This is a genomic window from Bacillus cereus group sp. N14 (genome assembly GCF_016483555.1).
In the GTDB taxonomy this organism is placed as follows: domain Bacteria; phylum Bacillota; class Bacilli; order Bacillales; family Bacillaceae_G; genus Bacillus_A; species Bacillus_A wiedmannii.
This window is the reverse complement of record NZ_JAEHBQ010000023.1, coordinates 37,389-56,595: the sequence shown is the minus strand read 5'-3', so window position 1 is coordinate 56,595 and position 19,207 is coordinate 37,389. Positions and strand designations below refer to the sequence as shown.

The window sequence follows — 19,207 nt, the reverse complement described above, 5'->3', positions numbered from 1 at the left end:
CTTTAATCAGTGGGGGGCATCCCCCACTGATTATTAGCCTTCACCTATCGGGCTTTTACGGGCAGTTGATTCCCCACCTAACTTCTTTGCTTCCGTTGAATTTTGAGGTGGGGTCTTACTGCCCGGCGAATAGCGGGATAAAAAGAAGGTATCTCACCTTGGTGAGATACCTTCTTTTTTTAATCTTTCTTCAATCTTCGTGCAACACCATTCCCTAAAGATTGTAGCCCTTGAACGAGGATAATTAAAATAAAGACAGTTGCATACATTACTTCAGGTTCGTAGCGTAAATGTCCGAATCGATATGCTAAATCACCAAGACCGCCAGCACCTACAAGTCCAGCCATTGCTGTTGCACCGATTAAACCAATCGTTGCAATTGTTAATCCAAGTATAAGGGAGGGACGAGCTTCTTTCACCATAACGTGCCAAATGATTTTTATAGTAGAAATGCCCATCGCTTGGTAAGCTTCAATAACACCACGATCTACTTCTAATAAAGCTGTCTCCATTAATCGTGCAATATAAGGAGCTGTGAATACGACAAGTGGTACGATAACTCCTTGCACGCCAATGGATGTTCCCATTAGAAACTTTGTAAAAGGTAAAATGAAGAATAATAGAATGATAAATGGAAGAGAGCGAATTATATTAATAATTGTATTAAGGATTGGATAAATGATTTTATTTTCGTGCTGTCCACCAGGTCTCGTTAAAACAAGTGTAACGCCAAGTGGTAATGCAATAAGGATAGAGATGAATAGTGAAATAGATGTCATTTGAAATGTTTGAATGGTTGCTTCCCATATGACTTTACCCCATTCATCCAAAAAGGATTTGTTTCCCATAGTCTGTTCTACCTCCTTCTACGATGATCCCTTGCTCTTGTAAAAAGGATAAAGCGCGGTCTACTTCATTTTTTTCACCCTGCATATGAATGACTAGTTTCCCATATGCTTCATGTTTTAACTGTGTAATATTACCGGATAAAATATTCGGATACACTTGGAAACGTTTTGTAGCAACAGCTAATGCTGGCTCTCCTGAAGCATTCCCTATAAAGGAGAGAGTTACAATTTCACCGGTAGTTTGTAGTTCTTTTTGTACCTCTCCTGGAATTTTAGCTGCAAATGCACTGTTTACAAATTTTTTCGTTGTTACATGTTGTGGCTTTGTGAAGATATCCTTCACAGTCCCGCTTTCGACTACTGCTCCATGTTCCATAACAGCAACTCGGTCACATATACGCTGGATGACATTCATTTCATGTGTAATTAATAAAATTGTAATCCCGATTTCTTCATTAATCTTTAGTAATAGGTCGAGAATAGAATCCGTTGTTTCTGGGTCTAAAGCGCTCGTTGCTTCGTCGCTTAATAACACTTCCGGTTCATGTGATAGTGCACGTGCAATGGCAACACGCTGCTTCTGGCCGCCAGAAAGTTCGCTCGGATATGCATCTTTTCGATTAAAAAGATCGACAATACGTAAATACTTTTCTACCCTTTTTTCAATTTCATTTTTGGGAAGACCAGATAGACGTAAAGGTAATGCGATATTTTCATAAACTGTCACAGTTTTAAGTAAGTTGAATCCTTGAAAAATCATTCCGATTTTTTGTCTCGATTTTGCTAGTTCTTTTGCTGATAAAGTTGTTAAGTTTTGGCCGTTTACAATGATATTTCCTGTCGTTGGTTTTTCTAATAAATTTACACATCGAATTAATGTACTTTTACCAGCGCCACTATATCCAATGATTCCAAATACTTCGCCCTTTTTTACTTGAAGGGAAGTAGGTTTAAGAGCTTCTACATTCCCTTTTTTTGTTGTAAATACTTTGGATACATTTTTTAATTCAATCATTATCGTCAGCTCCTACCAAGATGGTAAAACTGAACCATCAAATTTTTTCTCGATAAATTCTTTTACTTCTTTAGATTGATACGCTTTCTTTAATTTATTTACAACAGTATCATCTTTATTTTCAGTACGAACAACGACCCAGTTTACATATGGTGAATCTTTTCCTTCACGGAAAATAGAATCTTTCGCAGGGCTTAATTTTGCACCTAATGCAAAGTTTGTATTAATTGCAGCTGCTTTCACTTCACTTAGTTGTGTCGGTAATTGAGATGCCTCTAATTCAACAATCTTTAATTTCTTTGGGTTTTCAATTACATCTTTTGCAGTCGCTTTTTCAGTAGCCTTTGGATCCACTTTTAAAACTCCTGCTTTTTCAAATAGTTTTAAAGCTCGAAGTTCATTCGTTGGATCATTTGGTACAGCGATTGCGTCGCCCTCTTTTAAATCTTTTACATCTTTTATGTTTTTAGAATATACGCCCATAGGGAATGTTACTGTTGAAAATATTTCCGTTAATTTCATATTACGTTCAGCTTTAAATACGTCTAAATAAGATTTCGTTTGATAGCTATTTACATCAAGACTTTTTTCATCTAGGGATACGTTTGGTGCTACATAATCATTAAATACTTTTACCTCAATTTCGAGCCCGTCTTTGGCTGCCACTTCTTTTACCTTTTCAAAAATTTGTTCATGTGGTCCACCTGTTACACCGACAGTAATCTTTTTCTCATCTAATGCTTTTACCTCTTTATCAGAATTAGCACCACATGCACCTAACAATAATACCGCTCCACTTACAATGCTCAATAATACTTTTCTCATCTATAGTTCCCCCTTCATATACGTTCCAAAATAAAAAGCACCTCTCAAAAATAAGAGAGGTGCCGAATAGATAAAATAGGTTCCTCTCTTATCTTCCAAAACGAAAACTCGTTTTGCAGGAATTAGCACCTTAGCTTATACGTCATAAGCTCGGTTGCCGGGCATCATCGGGCCAGTCCCTCCGCCACTCTTGATAAGAGTATGTGTATGTAGTTTTTTTAATATGGTACTAATAGTAAATCTTACAAAAAGAATTGTCAATGTTATTTTCTGAATATATTTTATTTTAAGGTAATCAAAACATTTCCTTTTTTATGCCCTTTTTCTACATATATATGAGCTTCAGCAATTTCTTCTAATCGGTAAGTTCTATCAATAACAGGCTTTAAATGTTCTGCTTCAGTGAGTTTTTTTAGTAGAATCATATCTTCTTTACTTACTTTTGCCATCATTCCATTCACAGATACATATTTCCCATTAGGTGTTAATGCCTTTTCACAAAGGGATTTTTTATGTTTTCCAACTGCATCAAATATAATATTGTAGCGTTCACCCAGCTTAGTAAAATCTTCTTTCGTATAATCAATTACTTTATCAGCTCCTAAAGATTGCACGAGTTCAAAATTTGAATTACTACAAACAGCCGTAACGGTCGTACCGAAATATTTAGCAAGTTGTACAGCAGCTGTTCCTACTGATCCGGAGGCACCATATATGAGCACTTGTTGCCCTTTTTTTATACGGCCCTTTCTCAGGAAATGTAATGCTGAAGTTCCACCAAAAGGAATAACTGCGGCTTCTTCATACGTCACATTGGTAGGTTTTAATGTTATTAATCCACTTTCATGTACGCATGTGTACTCGGCGTAACCACCGAGGTTTAGTTCTGTTAATGCAAAAATTGGATCACCTTTTTTAAATTGAGTTACATCTGTTCCTATTTCTTCGATTTCACCGGATAACTCTACGCCGAGTATAGGGTTTCTCGGTTTTCTGAAACCTAATATGATCCGCATAGGAATCCAAAATAAGAGGGGACTATTAAAACCGCGGATTCTACAATCTCCAGTCGATACACTTGTTGCGTGAATTTTAATTAATACTTCGTTCTTTTTAGGTGTAGGTTTCTCTATATTTTGAAGCTGAAGAACGTTAGGTGGTCCATACTGTGTGCAAATGATCGCCTTCATAATGACCTCCTGAAATGAGTTGTTGTTATTTACATCATATTTAAAACCTTCATTAAACATGTCGCTATATAGCGAATATAGATTAAAAATTATATAGATTTCATAGGAAAAGAGGTGATATTATTTTGGGAAAGGGGGCGACATTATGAAAAAAAATATTTTTGTTTCAAGTTTAGTACTTGCAATCAGTCTAGGGGTAGGGTGTAGTAATGAGAAAACAGCAAAGACGGATGAACCGAAAAAAGAATCAGTTCAAAAAGAAAAAGAATTAGCAGCGAAGGATGTTTTCAAGAAAACGAACGAAGCTTTTAAAAATGAAGAGCATGTAACGATGACATATGGTGTAGGGGTAAAAGCTGAGGGAACAGAGATGGATATAGTAAAGGCTAAGATGCAATTGGAGCCAAAGACAAAAAATTCTCGTTCTGAAATGAATATTTCCGGTACAGATGTTGTAGTGTATACTGTGGATGGTAAAGTTGCTGGCGAGGTAAAAAACCCTAATACAGGAGAAGTTATAACCGTACCAGAGGAGCAATTAAACGCTGGTGGAATGGAAGCGACTCAAGATATTATAGATAAGTTAGAAGTACCAGCAGTAGTTTTAGATAAAATGAAGATGGAGAAAAGCGGAGATAAATATAAACTGAAATTTACATTAAAAGGGCAAGAAACAGAAAGTATGTTAACTAGCATGGATGAAACACAGAAGAAAATGTTACAAGCACAAAATGCGAAGATAGAAGAAGTGGATGCAGAATATATCATTACAAAAGATTTTAAATATGAATCAGCAAAGATAGACATGATTATGAGTAGTAACGGCAAGGATAAAGCACACATTATTACGAACGCAAAATATACGTCGTACGAAAAGTTTGACCCAATACAATTGCCGGCAGCAAAGTAACAGTTTTGATGAGGGGGGACCTAAAATAAGGTGCCCTCTTTTTTGTATACTTTCTTCATAGGAAAATAGGTACAATATGAAGAGGGAAAACTGTAGAAGAGGAGAGTGTCATTTGAAAAAAAGAAAGATAGCGGTGGTCATTGTGGCTTATACAGTGTTGCTTGCAACATCTGTAAATACATATAAAGAGCAACTAAAGCACCCTATTATGAGCGATGTAGGAAAGTTGCTTCCAACGAAAATTAAACGTGTTGAAAATGCTGAGGATGAACGTTCATTAAAACAGGTAGTGAAAGATGCAAATACTTCCGGAGAGAAAATTTCCATTGCAGGTATGCAACATAGTCAAGGAGGACAGACGTATTATCCGAACGGCACGATGCTTGATATGAAGGGGTATAATAAAATATTAGAATTTGATCCGGAGGAGAAGAGGATTAGGGTGCAAAGCGGTGTCACATGGAATGACATTCAAAAGAAAATCAATCCATATGGTCTTGCGGTTCAAGTAATGCAATCTCAAAACATTTTTACTGTTGGTGGTTCATTAAGTGTGAATGTACATGGGCGTGATATTCGTCATGAAGCATTGATCGATACAGTAGAGTCATTCAGATTGTTAATGGCAGATGGTACGGTACGTAATGTAAGTAGAGAAGAAAATGCAGAGCTATTCCCATATGTCATAGGTGGTTACGGGTTATTTGGTGTCATTTTAGATGTGACATTAAAGTTAACTGATGATGAATTATATGAAATGCATACGAGAATGATAGATTATAAAGAATACACATCTTATTTCAAAGATAAAGTGAAAAGAGATGAAAATGTTCGTATGCACTTAGCCCGTATTTCTGTTGCCCCCAATTCATTTTTAAAAGAGATGTATGTGACAGATTATACATTGGCGAAAAATCAAAATATGAGGGAAGAGCACAGTGAATTAAAAGAGGAAACTATTATAGCTGCACCGAAATTTTTACTCGGATTATCCCGTTATAGCGATTGGGGAAAGAATACATTTTGGGATATACAAAGAAGTTATTTTGAGCGTACAGATGGAGCGTATGAGACGCGAAATAATGTTATGAGGTCAGATAGTGCCTTTATGGAATATGAAAATTCGAATAGAACAGAAGTGTTACAAGAATACTTTGTGCCTATAGATTTCTTCACGGAATACATAGATGATCTACGTAACGTATTAAATGAAGAAGAGTTTAATTTGCTCAATATTACGATTCGTTATGTGGAAAAGAATGAAAATGCAGTTTTATCCTATGCGAAAGATGATATGTTTGCGCTAGTTCTTTTAATTAACCAAGGACGCTCAGAGGATGAAATAAAGAAAACAGAAGATGTCATTCAGAAAATGATTGATGTTACTTTAAAACATAATGGTAGTTATTATTTACCGTACTATTCGTATCCAACGAAGGAGCAGTTAAAGAGGGCATATCCTCGTATAGAAGAATTTCTTCAGAAGAAAAAAGAAGCGGATCCAAAAGAGAGATTTGTGAATTTATTTTATAGGGAGTATACGAAATGACATATAGAAGATTTGTAGCGTCACAAAGCATAATTATGATGGCGGGAAGTATGGTATTTCCTTTTTACATTCTATTGCTTCGGAATGTTGGGAATAGCTTCTCGCAGTTTGGCTGGGCGTATGGCTTATTTGCTTTAACTTCAGCACTTGTATATCCATTAGTAGGAAAGATGTCTGATCGAGTAGGTGATCAAAAATTATTAATTATATATGCTTGGTCCATGGCGATATTAATGCTTTGTTTCCCGATTGCCACGGAAGTCTGGCATGTGTATATTCTTCAAATTGTAATGGGAGTTTTAGGTGCTGTGCAGCGTAATACCGAGAAGACGTCGTTAGCACGAAAGGTTGTGCAAGAAAATGCTGGTTATGAGATTGGAAAATATCATGTGTGGACATCAATTGGAGGAGCAATAGCAATTATTGCAACGGGATATTTAGTAGATTTCTTTACGATTGGCACCATTTTTTATATTGCATCCATCTTATATGTAGTGAGTGGGATTGTATTAAGTAGTAAAAAAATATAATCATCCCCATTTTTACCTGAATACCCTTTATTTGTTATACTAAAAGGGAAAATAAAAGAAAAGGGGACATTGCCTTTGATGAAATTTTTAATTTTAGCTATTCTCACTTTGTTTTTGATTCCATGGACAAGAAGCGGTAGTAAACTTCGAGCAGTGGATAAGAAAGGGGATGAGAAGGTTGTAAAGGGTAAGAAATCATCCATTTTAGTTATTCCTGTATTATTTTGGATAGGTATTGCAATCTACGAATATCTTTGGCTAATCGATGATCGAGCAGATTCGATTCTTACCCATTATGCCGTTGCAGTAGCAGTTTTAATTGGGCTTGTTTTATTTTCACAAAATCAAATAGGGAAATTAGAAGGTACGTTAAAGGGACTTCTAATGTTTATTTTACTCGCAAGTTACGGCTATTTTGGTTATTTACACGATATAGTAATCACGCAAAAAAAATATGATTCTGTTGTGAAGATCGAGAAAGATATTTCAGAGCCGTTTACTGAAAATGATCAACCGTTTACAGTGCCGCCAAAGACAGCGGAGAATAAAATGAAAAAAGTATTTGGGGATATTCCGAAAGTAGCTTATTTTGAGCTAGGGGAATTAACGCCACAAATGGTAAATGGTGAGGCTTTATATGTAGCACCGATTGAAGTTTCAGGCTTTTTTAAAGCACGTAAAGCTGAGACAATTCCAGGGTACGTAACGATGTCAGGTACGAATCCTGATGCGGAAGCGAAACTGCATCTTGGTTATAAAATGAAATATGTGCCAAGCATGTTCTTCGGGAATAATTTAGAGCGTGTTGTAAGGCAAGCAGAACCAAATCTAATCTTTAAAGGGAAACCTAAATTCGAAGTGGATGATCAAGGGAAACCGTATTATACAATGACGTACGGTGAATTTATTTCAGGAAGATCTGGATTTGAAGTAGAGGGCGTTGTAGTAGTAGACGCGCAAACAGGTGAAGTGAAAAGATACGACAAAGGAAAGGCACCTAAATTCGTTGATGGCGTATTAAATCACGAGACCGCATCTACATTAAATACGTATTTCGGTAAATATATTCATGGATTTTGGAATACAAAATTCTCGCAAACGGATATGAAAATTCCGACTGAGTGGGGAACGAAAGAAGGAGTTACACCAATCTTCGGTAAGGATGGAACGCTATATTACTTTACTGATTTCACCTCTCCGAAAGAAGGAGTAGATTCTGCGTTAGGTTACTCGCTTATCGATGCGCGTACAGGTAAGTTGTATTACTATAACGGAAAAGAAGTAAAGGGAATTATGGATGGTTCAGCTGCTTCGGAAGTAGTGGATAATTCCTTTAAGAGAGAGAAATGGCACGGAACGATGCCGGTTATTTATAACGTGTATGGTAAACCTTCTTGGATTGTACCTGTTATTGATGACGGAGGATTAGTACGTGCTCACACGGTTATCTATGCTTCTAATGCGAAAATATTTGCAACAGGTTCGACGCAAAAAGAAGCGCTTGAGAATTATAAAAATGCGCTGAGTGGAAGTGGAGATTCATTTAGACCGACTTCAAATGGTAAAGAAGCACAAAAAGAAGGCGTTGTACAACGTGTATATAAAGAAAAATCAGGTGAAAATACAATTGTGTATGTACTGTTAGAGAATGAACAAAAAGTATTTATGATACCGGTGAAGAAATTCCCATATGCTATGTTTACAGAAGTGGGAGATCCAATTCAAATAACATATTTAGATACAGGAGAGGCGATGTCTTCCGTATCTAAATTTACAAATAGCAATTTGAAAAAGTAAAGCGATAGAAATTCTATCGCTTTTTTTACGGTATGAAACAGGAAAATGCACTATACTTGACGTATGTTTATGTTGTAACTATAATTGTTACGATTTAGTATTTATCGGAAAGGGTGAACGGAAAAAGTGAATGGAGTTAATCACGAAATATATAAACCTGTAAAGACAAATAGGTTATGGATGATTCTTGTATTAGGGACACTTACGGCGATTGGGCCATTATCTATTGATATGTATTTGCCTTCTTTACCAAAATTAACAGATGATTTACAAACAGGCGCATCTCTTGCACAGCTTACATTGACAGCTTGTTTGCTTGGGCTTTCAGTAGGACAATTATTTGTTGGTTCAATTAGTGACATTTACGGAAGGCGCAAACCTCTTATTATCGCTCTTATTATTTATGTTGCTTCTTCTTTACTTTGTGCTATTGCACCATCTATTTGGAGTTTAGTGTTATTGCGCTTCTTACAAGGTGCTTCAGGATCGGCCGGGATTGTTATATCACGTGCAATGGTACGTGACATGTATTCAGGTTCTGAAATGACGAAGTTTTTCTCACTGCTCATGTTAGTAAACGGAGCAGCACCTATTTTGGCACCGATTATTGGGGGACAATTACTACAGTTCACAACATGGCGCGGTGTCTTCATCGTTCTCGGAGCAATTAGTGTATTCATGTTAATATCAGCTACTTTCGTATTACGTGAAACATTACCTCCTGAAGAAAGAGAAACAGGTGGTTTGTCAGGGACATTGGCGACGTATGGAAAACTGTTAAAAGATCGTTTGTTTATGGGATATGCATTATCACAAGGGCTAGTAACGGCGGCGATGTTTGCTTACATTTCGGGCTCACCATTTGTGTTGCAGAACATATACGGAGCATCACCACAGCAATTTAGCTTATTCTTTGCGATTAACGGTATCGGTATTATTATTGCTAGTCAGGTTACAGGCCGTTTAGCAGGGAAAGTGAATGAGAAAACGTTATTCGTTTCCGGTATTATTATTGCAGCTGTTGGTGGTTTATCTTTACTACTGACAATTGTACTAGGAATAGGTTTAATTGGTGTTTTATGTTCGTTATTCCTTGTTGTATCAAGTGTCGGGGTTGTATCAACAACTGGTTTCTCATTAGCGATGAGAAACCAGAAACAAGCTGCAGGAACGGCATCGGCTTTATTAGGTTTATTACAGTTCATTTCAGGAGCACTTGTTGCACCATTAGTAGGTATTGGCGGAAGCAATACCGCATTACCGATGGGGGTTGTGATAGCTCTTTGTGAAATTGGTGCTGTATTATGTTATCTATTTATGGCCAGAAGAAGTGAAAAGCAGTTTGAACTGCAACAAAGACAAAATTTAGAAGCTTAAATTATAAAAAAGAGCTGATTCAAATATTTTGGAATCAGCTCTTTTTTCATTTCTTTGAAATAACTCATATAGCTTTGTAAGGTGATGCAAAAGTTATTTGCATAAAGTGACGATACTGTGACAAAAATGTAGGGATGTATATTAAGGTAGCGTCTTAAGTGTAAAAAGTAGGATGTTCTCGGTATAATAACAAGTGGAGATAAAAGAAACTATAATGAGTAGTAGCTGTAGATAAAAGGAGAAGAAGAGATGAAGAAGGTTTTGGGTATTGCTGTAATGGGAAGTATGATCCTTCTAGCAGGATGTAATGGAAATAAAGATACGAAAGAACCGAAAGAAAAGGTAGAGCAATCTACTGAGCAAACAGAAGAGATGAAAGAATACCGTGCAGTACATGAAAAATACGATATGAAAATGAATAAAGAAATTAATAAAGCACTACAGTTATTTGAAGTGGCAAAAGAAAAGGGCGGTAAGGAAATAACGAATGCTACATATAAAGAAGATGTGCAAAAGGTAACGACTAGCATGTTAGAAGATATTGATCATATACGTAAAGAAATTCGTGTTCCAAAGTCGAAAGAGCAAGAACATGAGGTATACGCTGGTTTCTTGAATGAATCGGAACAAGCAATGAAAAAATTACAGAAGTTAGCTAAAGAAGAAGACTCATCATTGATTCGTGATATAGAAATTAACTTTGCAACAGCATCAACATACTATAAACGTTTTCAAGCAGAAACGAAAAAATAACCTTGCGCACGCGCAAGGTTATTTTTTCTTCTTACCATCTCCGTCTTAACCATCGGATACTAATACCTTCTGTTCTTCGTGAAATTCAGAGATTGTTTGTCCGGTAATATTATCGAATGGAGTATAAAAAGAAGTGATACGTTTCTTTTTAATAAAGAGTTTATAGAAGCTGATGATGACAAGTATAACGATTGTTAATGGTAACTCTATAGTAGCAAGAAGTAAGGGATCCACCTTATAACTTCTTTAATATTATTCCTTTTTATTATAAGAGAAAACTGTAATTTCGATAAAAGAAGTAAAAACTGATTTTTCTAAATATATCCAATTTGATTGACTTTTCATTTTTTCAGAATTATAATTCAAAATATACAATTTGAACCAAATAATAATATAGCAATTTACTTATCCAGAGAGGTAGAGGGACTGGCCCTATGACACCTCAGCAGCGGGTTCTGTAACAGGAACACCGTGCTAATTCCAGCAAGCAAGTCTTGAAAGATAAGTGATGGGCCTTCGTTTATTAAGCCTTGATCTTATTTTTTAAGATCAAGGCTTTTTGTGTTTTAAGAAGAGAAAAGGAAGCAAGGGGAAAGATACGTCAATAAAACAAAGTAAATTTATGAGTTTAGGAGGTTATTAAAGTGTATGTTATTAAAAAACTATCGGTTATGGTTTTCACGCTATGGGTCATTACGACAGTAACATTTTTGATTATGCATATCATTCCTGGGGATCCATTTTCATCAGATGCGAAAATCTTTCCCGAGGAAGTAATACAAAATATGAGGGCGAAGTATCACCTCGATGAACCGTTATGGAATCAATACGTCGCTTATTTAGATGGCGTAGTTCATTTTGATTTTGGTGAATCTGTTCAATCCACAGGTCAAGGCGTATCAGAAATTATAACGACAGGATTTGGTCCGTCAGCGATTATTGGTTTACAAGCACTTATTATTTCATTATTAGTCGGAATTGCAGCAGGTACATTTGCAGCCTTATATCATGGGAAAGTAATTGATTATAGTGTGAGCTTACTTGCGATTCTCGGTATATCTATTCCAAGTTTTATTTTAGCGCCACTATTTATACAAGTATTTGCTATACAGTTTGAACTGTTACCTGTAGCGTCTTGGGGTACATTCGAACATACAGTATTGCCATCCTTTGCATTAGCGTTAGGACCAATCGCGGTTATTACAAGGTTTGTTCGCTCTAATATGATTGAAGTTTTGCAGAGTGATTATATTAAGCTAGCGAGAGCGAAAGGTATACCAATTAAGAAGATTATTATAAGACATGCTCTTCGAAATGCAATTGTGCCAGTACTTACATTTGTTGGACCGTTAATGGCTGGGCTTTTAACAGGGACTTTCGTTATCGAGAAAATCTTTTCAATTCCTGGTCTCGGAAAATATTTTGTAGATAGTATTTTTAACCGAGATTATCCGGTCATTATGGGAACAACGATTTTCTATAGTGCGTTATTAATTTCTTGTATTTTTATTACAGATATTATTCACCGTATTGTTGATCCGCGTATTCGTTCTATTACATAAGGAGGGGGGATATTTAAATGGGAGCTTATGAAATTAATAAACAGTTATTAACGAATGAAGAGAAAAAAGAATTAACGATAAATAAAGATCAGCAAACAATTAGCCGGAAGAAGGAAGTGTTTCGCAAGTTTATATCAAACCCTATAGCAGTTTTAGGGGCAGTGACGTTATTACTCATTATAATTTTCTCACTAATTGGCGAAAGTTTAACGTCATTTACTGCGAGTGAACAAGTGAAAGAAGCGACTAATTTACCTCCTAGTAGCGAGCATTGGTTCGGAACCGATGATTTAGGAAGAGACATATGGGCACGTACTTGGGCTGGTGGAAAAATCTCACTAACAGTTGGATTGGTAGCAGCAGCACTAGACATAGGTCTTGGTGTACTGATCGGAGGTTTTAGTGGATATGTAAGAGGGCGTAATCGTCTTGGAACGTTAATAGATGAATGGATTATAAGAGGGATTGAAGTGTTATACGGTATCCCATATTTATTAATTGTTATTTTACTATTGATTGTGATGAAACCAGGACTTTTTACGATTATAATCGCTCTTGCATTAACAGGGTGGATTGGCATGGCACGTCTCATTAGAGCCCAGGTCTTGTCTTTAAAACAAAGAGAGTTTGTTATCGCAGCAGAACGGTTAGGTACGTCTCATATGAAAATTATATATGGACACTTAATTCCAAACTTAACAGGGATTATTATCGTAAATTTATCATTTACAATTCCGGCAGCTATTTTCTCAGAATCATTTTTAAGCTTTATCGGACTCGGGGTGCAATCACCAGCGGCTAGCTGGGGAACGATGACGAACGATGCACTCGGGACATTGCTAAGCGGAGAGTGGTGGCAATTATTCTTCCCGGCAATCATGATTGCACTCATCATGTTCGCATTTAATGCAATTGGTGATGGTTTGCAAGATGCAATTGATCCAAAAATCGTAAAAAGGAATCGAAAGGAGAAAAAACATGGGACAGCTTTTATCTTTAGAAAACGTAACGTTAGCCGTTGAAAAAGAGAGTAGTAAGCAAGCGATTGTGAAACATGTTTCCTTTTCTATTAACGAAGGTGAAATAGTTGCACTTGTAGGAGAGAGTGGTTCAGGAAAAAGTGTTACAGCACAATCTATTGTCGGATTAAATCAAGAATCTATTCACATTGATGACGGAAGCATCTCTTTCCAATCTCAAGGGTTGACGAATTTACAAGAATCAGAATGGAATCAAATTCGAGGGGAAGATATTTCGTTTATCTTTCAAGACCCTCTGTCCTCTTTAAATCCGACGATGAAAGTAGGAAGGCAAATTACAGAAGTGATTTTGCAACATGAGAAAAAATCGAAAAGAGAAGCAAAAGAAATTGCGATTAACTTATTAAATGATTTAGGGATACATGAAGCAGAGAAACGTTTTGAACAGTACCCACATCAATTAAGCGGAGGTATGAGGCAACGTATTTGTTTGGCAATTGCGTTTGCGTGTCACCCAAAGCTCGTTATTGCAGATGAGCCTACAACTGCATTAGATGTAACGATTCAAAAGCAAATTATGGGGTTATTAAAAGAGCGAAAAGAAAAACAAAATACGAGTATTTTATTAATTACCCACGATTTGGCACTTGTACGTGAAGTAGCAGATCGAGTGGTTGTGATGTACGGGGGACGTGTTGTTGAAAAAGGGACGATACAAGAAGTGATAGGTTCACCTAAGCATCCATATACAAAAAGTTTATTGCAAGCTATTCCGAATATGGATGATTCTGAAAAGGTGCTTAGGGCCATTGAGGGAACAACACCATCAATTGAAACGCTAAATAGCTTTGGGTGCCCATTTGTAAATAGATGCCCAGTAGCAATACAAGAATGCATTCATCGTTTCCCTGATAGAACATCATATTCTGAGGAACACAGTTCACATTGTTGGCAACATGTTTTAGAGCATGACCAAGCGAAATCAAAAGAGAAGGTGAATGCCTCATGACGACAGATTTAATTATGGTAAAGCAAGTAACGAAAACGTATGGAAGTAAGAAGAAAGAAATAGCGGCGTTAAAAGATATATCACTTTCTATCCCGAAAGGAACAACGCTTGGCATTATTGGAGAAAGTGGTTCAGGGAAAACAACACTTGGTAAGCTCATAGCTGGGATCGAGATTCCAACGTCTGGTCAAATTGATTATAACGGTCAAGTGGTTCACAAGTTGAAGTCAGCTCATAAGCGAGATTTCTTGCAGAAAGTACAATTCATTTTTCAAGATTCAACAGCTGCATTAAATCCGCGCTGGAAAGTACGCGATAGCGTAACAGAAGGATATATTTCATTCGGTTTAGGTGATAAAGGATTGAAAGATGAGGTGGCAGGTGATGCGCTAGAACGTGTTGGATTAGATAGACGATATATTGATCGATACCCACACGAATTTAGCGGAGGACAACGTCAACGGATCGCTATTGCAAGGGCGTTATTATGTGAGCCAGAAGTATTAATCCTGGATGAACCAATTTCAGCGTTAGATGTTTCACTTCAAATCCAAATTGTACACTTGTTGCAAAAGATTCAAAAGGAACAAGGCTATACGTATTTATTTATCGCGCATGATTTACCGATGGTTCACTACTTATGTGAAAAAGTGGCTGTCTTATATAAAGGAGAACTTGTTGAATTTGGAAATACGGACGAAGTATTCCGTAATCCACAACATTCTTATACAAAAACATTATTAGCATCAACACCAAAAATTTCGGGTTAAAGGAGAATGTAGGATGAAGAAGTTTTTACTGTTTGTCATTATGACTGTTTTAGCGATTACTTCTGTCGCTTGTGGTAAGAAAGAGACGCAAAAAGCAAGTGCTGGTAAGGGAGAAGGAGATCGATTAGTAACGAATATTGGTAGCGATCCATATACACTGGATTCCGCTATTGCAACAGATAGCACGTCAGGTTATGTAATTGGACATTTATTCTCAAGTCTATATACGCAAGATAGTGATGGGAAATATCAAAATGAATTAGCAGAGAAAGAAGAAGTAAATGCTGATGGAACAGAATATACAATCCATTTAAAGAAAGATATTAAATGGTCAGATGGTTCTCCTATTACAGCAAGTGATTTTGAATTTGCATGGAAGCGATTATTAAATCCGAAAACGGGTTCTATGAATGCGACAGAAATGTATTTTATTAAAGGGGCAGAGGCATATAATACTGGAAAAGGTGAAGAGGGCCAAGTCGGTATTCAAGTTGTTGATCCTCAAACATTAAAGGTAACACTTGAGCACCCTGTTTCTTCTATTAAACAAAAATTAGCAAGTTCATTATTTATTCCATTATCTAAAAAATCAATTGATGATAATAATAAATTAAAAACAGATCCAAAAGAGTTAATTACGAACGGACCATTCACGTTAAAAGAATGGAAGCATAACCAAGCAATTACAGTGCAAAAAAATAAAGAATACTACGATAAAAAGGTAACATTAAAAGAAATTGAGTTTCGTATTATTCCAGACGCTAAAACAGCGTATCAATTGTACAAATCAAAAGAATTAGATTTACTAAGTGGTTTACCACAAGAGATGATTGAGAAAGAAAAAGGGAATAAAGAATATAAGCGTGTTGCAGGATTCTCATCTTATATTTATTCGTTTAACGTAGAAAAAGAGCCATTTACAAATGCGAAAGTACGTAAAGCATTCTCATTAGCAGTTGATCGTAAGTTTATCGTTGAAAAACTGTATAAGAATAATGCGCAAGAAGCAAATGCATTCGTTCCAGAAGGAGCAAAAACACAAAGTGGCCGTGATTTCCGTAAAGAAAAAGGTGGTTACGTTAAATTTGATCCAGCAGAAGCGAAAAAATTATTAGAAGAGGGTATGAAAGAACAAGGTTGGTCTACATTACCTGAAGTAACATTAAAATTCACAACGGATACACAGCATAAAAAAGTAGCAGAAGCAATGCAGGAAATGTTTAAGAAAAATCTTGGTGTAGATATTAAATTAGAAAATAAAGAGTGGAAGAGTTACATCGATACATATAAGCAAAGTGATTTCCAATTAGCTTATATGGGATGGGGAGGTTCTTTATTAGACCCAATTACTAAACTAGATTTATATGCAGGTGATGGTCCGAACAACTATGCAAAATGGCATAATAAAGAATTTGATGCTTTAGTGAAAGAAGCAGAAGTTGAACAAAATGAAGATAAGCGCTTTGACTTACTGCATAAAGCAGAAGATATTATGTTTACAGATTCACCATTAATTCCGGTTATATTCCCGTCTGATTCTTATTTACAAAAACAAACGGTATCTGGACTTCAATATTATGTTGGATCTAAGCCGGATTTAAGATATGCAAAAATAAAGAAGTAGGCAACCGCCTACTTCTTTATTTTATTTCTCTTTTATATTCTTTTTTCGTTCCATCAGAGAAGACAACTTCTAAATCGAATTTTTGGTAGTCTTTATCAAGTTTGAACACGTTTACTACTTGATCGATTACTTCTTGGTCAGGAGTATCTTTATCAAATTTTAATTCTTGTAGAAGTGGGCTTAATTTTGTAATAGCCTCGTCACCTGTAAACTTTGCATTTGATTTGTGGTCTTCAAGTTTTGCTTCCATTTTCTTATCTGCTGCTACATTCTTATAATCAGCCTCGTAGTCTTTCTTCGTATCTTGATAGTCTGCATCTAAACTAAATTCATTGAAGTTAAGTTTTAAATCAGCAGGAGCTTCATTTTTTGCTTCTTCAGTAGTTTTCTTATTAGAAGTTGTATCTTCTTTTGCAGGAGCTTTACATCCTGTTAATACAGGTACTAGCATAAGCGCTAATAAAACTGATAGTAAAATTCTCATTATAATTTCCTCCTTATGTAAATTCGTTCTATACAAGTTTTTCCCAAAATCATGTAATTATGTATGTGTTGAAAATAAATTATTAACTTGTAGCCACAAAGTTTAATCCGCAATTTAAATCAAAAATGATTTGTATGTATATGGTAAATTAAGGTTGTGAGGAGGTACTAAAATGCATGAAGAATATAAAGAGATGATAAAGAAAGCAATTGAATATATAGAGGAGCATTTACATGAGGAGCTTACAACAGAAAGAGTGGCCTCTCACAGTGCGGTATCGATGTACCATTTTCATCGTATTTTTCAAAGGTATATTGGGATGAGTGTAACGGATTATATTCGAAAGAGAAGGTTAACTCATGCTGCGCAAGCCTTAGTGTCAACAGAGAGGGCTGTTATTGATATTGCAGTACAATACGGCTTTTCCTCACAAGAGGCATTTACGAGAGCTTTTAAAAGAATGTTTCAATTGCCACCGAAGAAATATCGAAAGTACTTCCAGTCATTTTATATAGAAAGAGAGGGTGTTTCAATGCAAAAAGGTATACCGAAAGGATGGATCTTAAGTGGAAGTCATCCTGCTGAATATGAGATGGGTTTAGACTATGAAGTTGCCCATCAAGGAAAAGTATCTGCATACATAAAGGCAAAAGAGAATGTTACACATGGAGGATTTTCAACATTAATGCAAATGTTTCGAGCGGATAAATATGTAGGTAAAAGATTACGTTTAACAGCATTTGTTAAGAGTGAGAACGTAAGAGATTGGGCAGGATTGTGGATGCGAGTAGACGGAAAAGATACAGAACCACTCGCTATGGATAACATGCAAAATCGCCCAATTAAAAATACGAATAACTGGCAATCGTATTCGGTTGTATTAGATATAAAAGAAGGAGCGCTTGGTATTGCATTTGGTGTCTTATTATCAGGAGAAGGTTGTGTGTGGCTAGATAGTATTCGATTTGATGAAGTGGATGAAAAAATTCCTTCAACAGATTTGGCTGAAAACTTTTATGAAACACTACTAGAAGAGCCGGTAAATCTGCAATTTGAAGAAGTAGAAAAATAAAAAATAAGGAGAAAAGATATGCTCAAATATGTAAAACTAATAAGTATTAGTTTAGTAATATCGTCCTGTATTATGGGGATTAACTATTTAATTAGCTATCTTTGGTCAGGGCATGTACCTTCTTTGACGTGGAGAACATATTTGATGTTTATGTTTATATTTATGATGAGTTTTAGTTCGATGCAAAAAGAAGGGGAAGGGGATTATTGACAATGATTAGAAAAGGTATATAATCTAAATGTAAGTGATCACTTGCATGAGGGAGAGAGGATTTTATGGCGCGCTCAAAAACAGCAGAAAAAATCATCCAAGCAGCAATTGAATTAGTGAAAGAAAAGGGATATACAGCAGCAACAACGAAAGAAATTGCAATGCGTGCTGGTGTTAATGAAGTAACGATATTCCGCAATTTTAAAAGTAAAAAGGGTGTTATTGAAGCCGCGGTTGCTGAATTTTCATATGTACCGCATTTAAAACAGTTTTTACAAACAGAAATTGTGTGGGAATTAGAAACGGATTTAAAGAACTTAGCAAGGCATTATCATAATTTTTTAGATGGGGTAAAAGATATTATTGCTATTGGTATACGTGAGGCTGGAGAATTTCCTGAATTAGACGGGGAAATTGCTAAAATACCACAAGGATTAAAAGAAGAATTAAGCATCTATTTTGCAAAAATGCAGGAAAAAGGAAACATTGTTGATACGAATATTGAAGCGCAAGTAATGAACTTTATCTGGATCAATTTTGGATATTTCTTATCTAAATTACGTTTTGCAGATCGCCTGACAGAAGTTGATGATGAGAAATTTATTGAAAATAATATTGTTTTATATGCTAGGGCATTAAGACCCTAGTATTTATTTAAAATAAAATGCAAGTATGTACTTGCTTGCTAAATAGGAGAGCGGG

At 35.9% G+C, this 19,207-nt stretch carries 20 protein-coding genes and 2 riboswitches; of the genes, 14 read left to right on the top strand and 6 right to left on the bottom strand.

Going from position 1 to position 19,207, the window contains the following annotated elements:
• Positions 1-179: 179 nt before the first annotated feature.
• From JDS82_RS24430 to JDS82_RS24415, 4 genes are all read right to left on the bottom strand, one after another.
• Positions 180-848 (bottom strand): methionine ABC transporter permease, encoded by a 669-nt coding sequence (locus JDS82_RS24430; protein ID WP_000527133.1) that lies wholly within the window; start codon positions 846-848, stop codon positions 180-182.
• The gene (locus JDS82_RS24425) at positions 823-1,863 is read right to left on the bottom strand and encodes a methionine ABC transporter ATP-binding protein (protein ID WP_199714093.1); all 1,041 of its coding nucleotides are present in this window, start codon (positions 1,861-1,863) and stop codon (positions 823-825) included. Before JDS82_RS24425 ends, JDS82_RS24430 begins: the two co-directional genes overlap by 26 nt.
• Positions 1,864-1,875: 12 nt before the next feature.
• Positions 1,876-2,688 carry a MetQ/NlpA family ABC transporter substrate-binding protein gene (locus JDS82_RS24420; RefSeq protein ID WP_199714092.1) on the bottom strand — a complete coding sequence of 271 codons (813 nt, stop codon included), beginning with the start codon at positions 2,686-2,688 and terminating at the stop codon, positions 1,876-1,878.
• Positions 2,689-2,773: 85 nt separating this feature from the next.
• Positions 2,774-2,888, bottom strand: a riboswitch (SAM riboswitch).
• 81 nt (positions 2,889-2,969) lie between these two features.
• A complete protein-coding gene (locus JDS82_RS24415; RefSeq protein WP_199714091.1) occupies positions 2,970-3,878 on the bottom strand; it encodes an NAD(P)-dependent alcohol dehydrogenase in 909 nt (302 codons plus the stop codon).
• A 145-nt stretch (positions 3,879-4,023) separates the two neighbouring features.
• Between JDS82_RS24415 and JDS82_RS24410 the strand changes: the two genes are divergently transcribed.
• From JDS82_RS24410 to JDS82_RS24385, 6 genes are all read left to right on the top strand, one after another.
• The gene (locus JDS82_RS24410) at positions 4,024-4,788 is read left to right on the top strand and encodes a hypothetical protein (protein WP_199714090.1); all 765 of its coding nucleotides are present in this window, start codon (positions 4,024-4,026) and stop codon (positions 4,786-4,788) included.
• Between the two features lie 112 nt (positions 4,789-4,900).
• A complete protein-coding gene (locus tag JDS82_RS24405) occupies positions 4,901-6,337 on the top strand; it encodes an FAD-binding oxidoreductase (RefSeq protein ID WP_048567288.1) in 1,437 nt (478 codons plus the stop codon).
• Positions 6,334-6,867: an MFS transporter gene (locus tag JDS82_RS24400; protein ID WP_048567287.1), complete on the top strand. Its 534-nt coding sequence runs from the start codon at positions 6,334-6,336 to the stop codon at positions 6,865-6,867. The genes JDS82_RS24405 and JDS82_RS24400 overlap by 4 nt, the downstream gene beginning before the upstream one ends.
• Before the next feature lie 78 nt (positions 6,868-6,945).
• Positions 6,946-8,664 (top strand): DUF3981 domain-containing protein, encoded by a 1,719-nt coding sequence (locus JDS82_RS24395; protein ID WP_000670275.1) that lies wholly within the window; start codon positions 6,946-6,948, stop codon positions 8,662-8,664.
• A gap of 126 nt (positions 8,665-8,790) precedes the next feature.
• Entirely contained in the window at positions 8,791-10,041 is a 1,251-nt protein-coding gene (locus tag JDS82_RS24390) for a multidrug effflux MFS transporter (RefSeq protein ID WP_001014693.1), read from the top strand.
• 249 nt (positions 10,042-10,290) lie between these two features.
• A complete protein-coding gene (locus JDS82_RS24385) occupies positions 10,291-10,794 on the top strand; it encodes a hypothetical protein (RefSeq protein ID WP_000756532.1) in 504 nt (167 codons plus the stop codon).
• A gap of 45 nt (positions 10,795-10,839) precedes the next feature.
• On the opposite strand, the gene JDS82_RS24380 is transcribed toward JDS82_RS24385, so the two are convergent.
• On the bottom strand, positions 10,840-11,028 hold the full coding sequence (locus JDS82_RS24380) for a DUF3951 domain-containing protein (protein ID WP_048567286.1): 189 nt from the start codon (positions 11,026-11,028) through the stop codon (positions 10,840-10,842).
• 168 nt (positions 11,029-11,196) lie between these two features.
• Positions 11,197-11,302: riboswitch (SAM riboswitch) on the top strand.
• Positions 11,303-11,438: 136 nt separating this feature from the next.
• On the opposite strand from JDS82_RS24380, the gene JDS82_RS24375 reads away from it, so the two are divergent.
• From JDS82_RS24375 to JDS82_RS24355, 5 genes are read left to right on the top strand one after another with little or no spacing between them, the layout of a single operon-like run.
• On the top strand, positions 11,439-12,356 hold the full coding sequence (locus JDS82_RS24375; RefSeq protein WP_048528645.1) for an ABC transporter permease: 918 nt from the start codon (positions 11,439-11,441) through the stop codon (positions 12,354-12,356).
• 17 nt (positions 12,357-12,373) lie between these two features.
• Positions 12,374-13,378 carry an ABC transporter permease gene (locus JDS82_RS24370; RefSeq protein WP_048528644.1) on the top strand — a complete coding sequence of 335 codons (1,005 nt, stop codon included), beginning with the start codon at positions 12,374-12,376 and terminating at the stop codon, positions 13,376-13,378.
• Positions 13,335-14,345: an ABC transporter ATP-binding protein gene (locus tag JDS82_RS24365; protein WP_199714089.1), complete on the top strand. Its 1,011-nt coding sequence runs from the start codon at positions 13,335-13,337 to the stop codon at positions 14,343-14,345. Before JDS82_RS24370 ends, JDS82_RS24365 begins: the two co-directional genes overlap by 44 nt.
• Positions 14,342-15,115, top strand: coding sequence for an ABC transporter ATP-binding protein (locus tag JDS82_RS24360; protein ID WP_199714088.1), 774 nt, complete (start codon positions 14,342-14,344; stop codon positions 15,113-15,115). Before JDS82_RS24365 ends, JDS82_RS24360 begins: the two co-directional genes overlap by 4 nt.
• A 13-nt stretch (positions 15,116-15,128) precedes the next feature.
• The gene (locus tag JDS82_RS24355) at positions 15,129-16,739 is read left to right on the top strand and encodes a peptide ABC transporter substrate-binding protein (RefSeq protein ID WP_199714087.1); all 1,611 of its coding nucleotides are present in this window, start codon (positions 15,129-15,131) and stop codon (positions 16,737-16,739) included.
• 16 nt (positions 16,740-16,755) lie between these two features.
• On the opposite strand, the gene JDS82_RS24350 is transcribed toward JDS82_RS24355, so the two are convergent.
• Positions 16,756-17,223 (bottom strand): YusW family protein, encoded by a 468-nt coding sequence (locus JDS82_RS24350; RefSeq protein ID WP_001221562.1) that lies wholly within the window; start codon positions 17,221-17,223, stop codon positions 16,756-16,758.
• Between the two features lie 172 nt (positions 17,224-17,395).
• On the opposite strand from JDS82_RS24350, the gene JDS82_RS24345 reads away from it, so the two are divergent.
• The 3 genes from JDS82_RS24345 to JDS82_RS24335 all read left to right on the top strand — a co-directional run bounded on the left by JDS82_RS24345 (position 17,396) and on the right by JDS82_RS24335 (position 19,152).
• Positions 17,396-18,295 carry a helix-turn-helix domain-containing protein gene (locus JDS82_RS24345; protein WP_199714086.1) on the top strand — a complete coding sequence of 300 codons (900 nt, stop codon included), beginning with the start codon at positions 17,396-17,398 and terminating at the stop codon, positions 18,293-18,295.
• A gap of 18 nt (positions 18,296-18,313) precedes the next feature.
• Complete coding sequence (locus JDS82_RS24340) at positions 18,314-18,505, top strand: hypothetical protein (protein WP_000922540.1); 192 nt, start codon at positions 18,314-18,316, stop codon at positions 18,503-18,505.
• Positions 18,506-18,570: 65 nt separating this feature from the next.
• Positions 18,571-19,152: a TetR/AcrR family transcriptional regulator gene (locus tag JDS82_RS24335; protein WP_000124367.1), complete on the top strand. Its 582-nt coding sequence runs from the start codon at positions 18,571-18,573 to the stop codon at positions 19,150-19,152.
• The last annotated feature ends 55 nt before the right edge of the window (positions 19,153-19,207 follow it).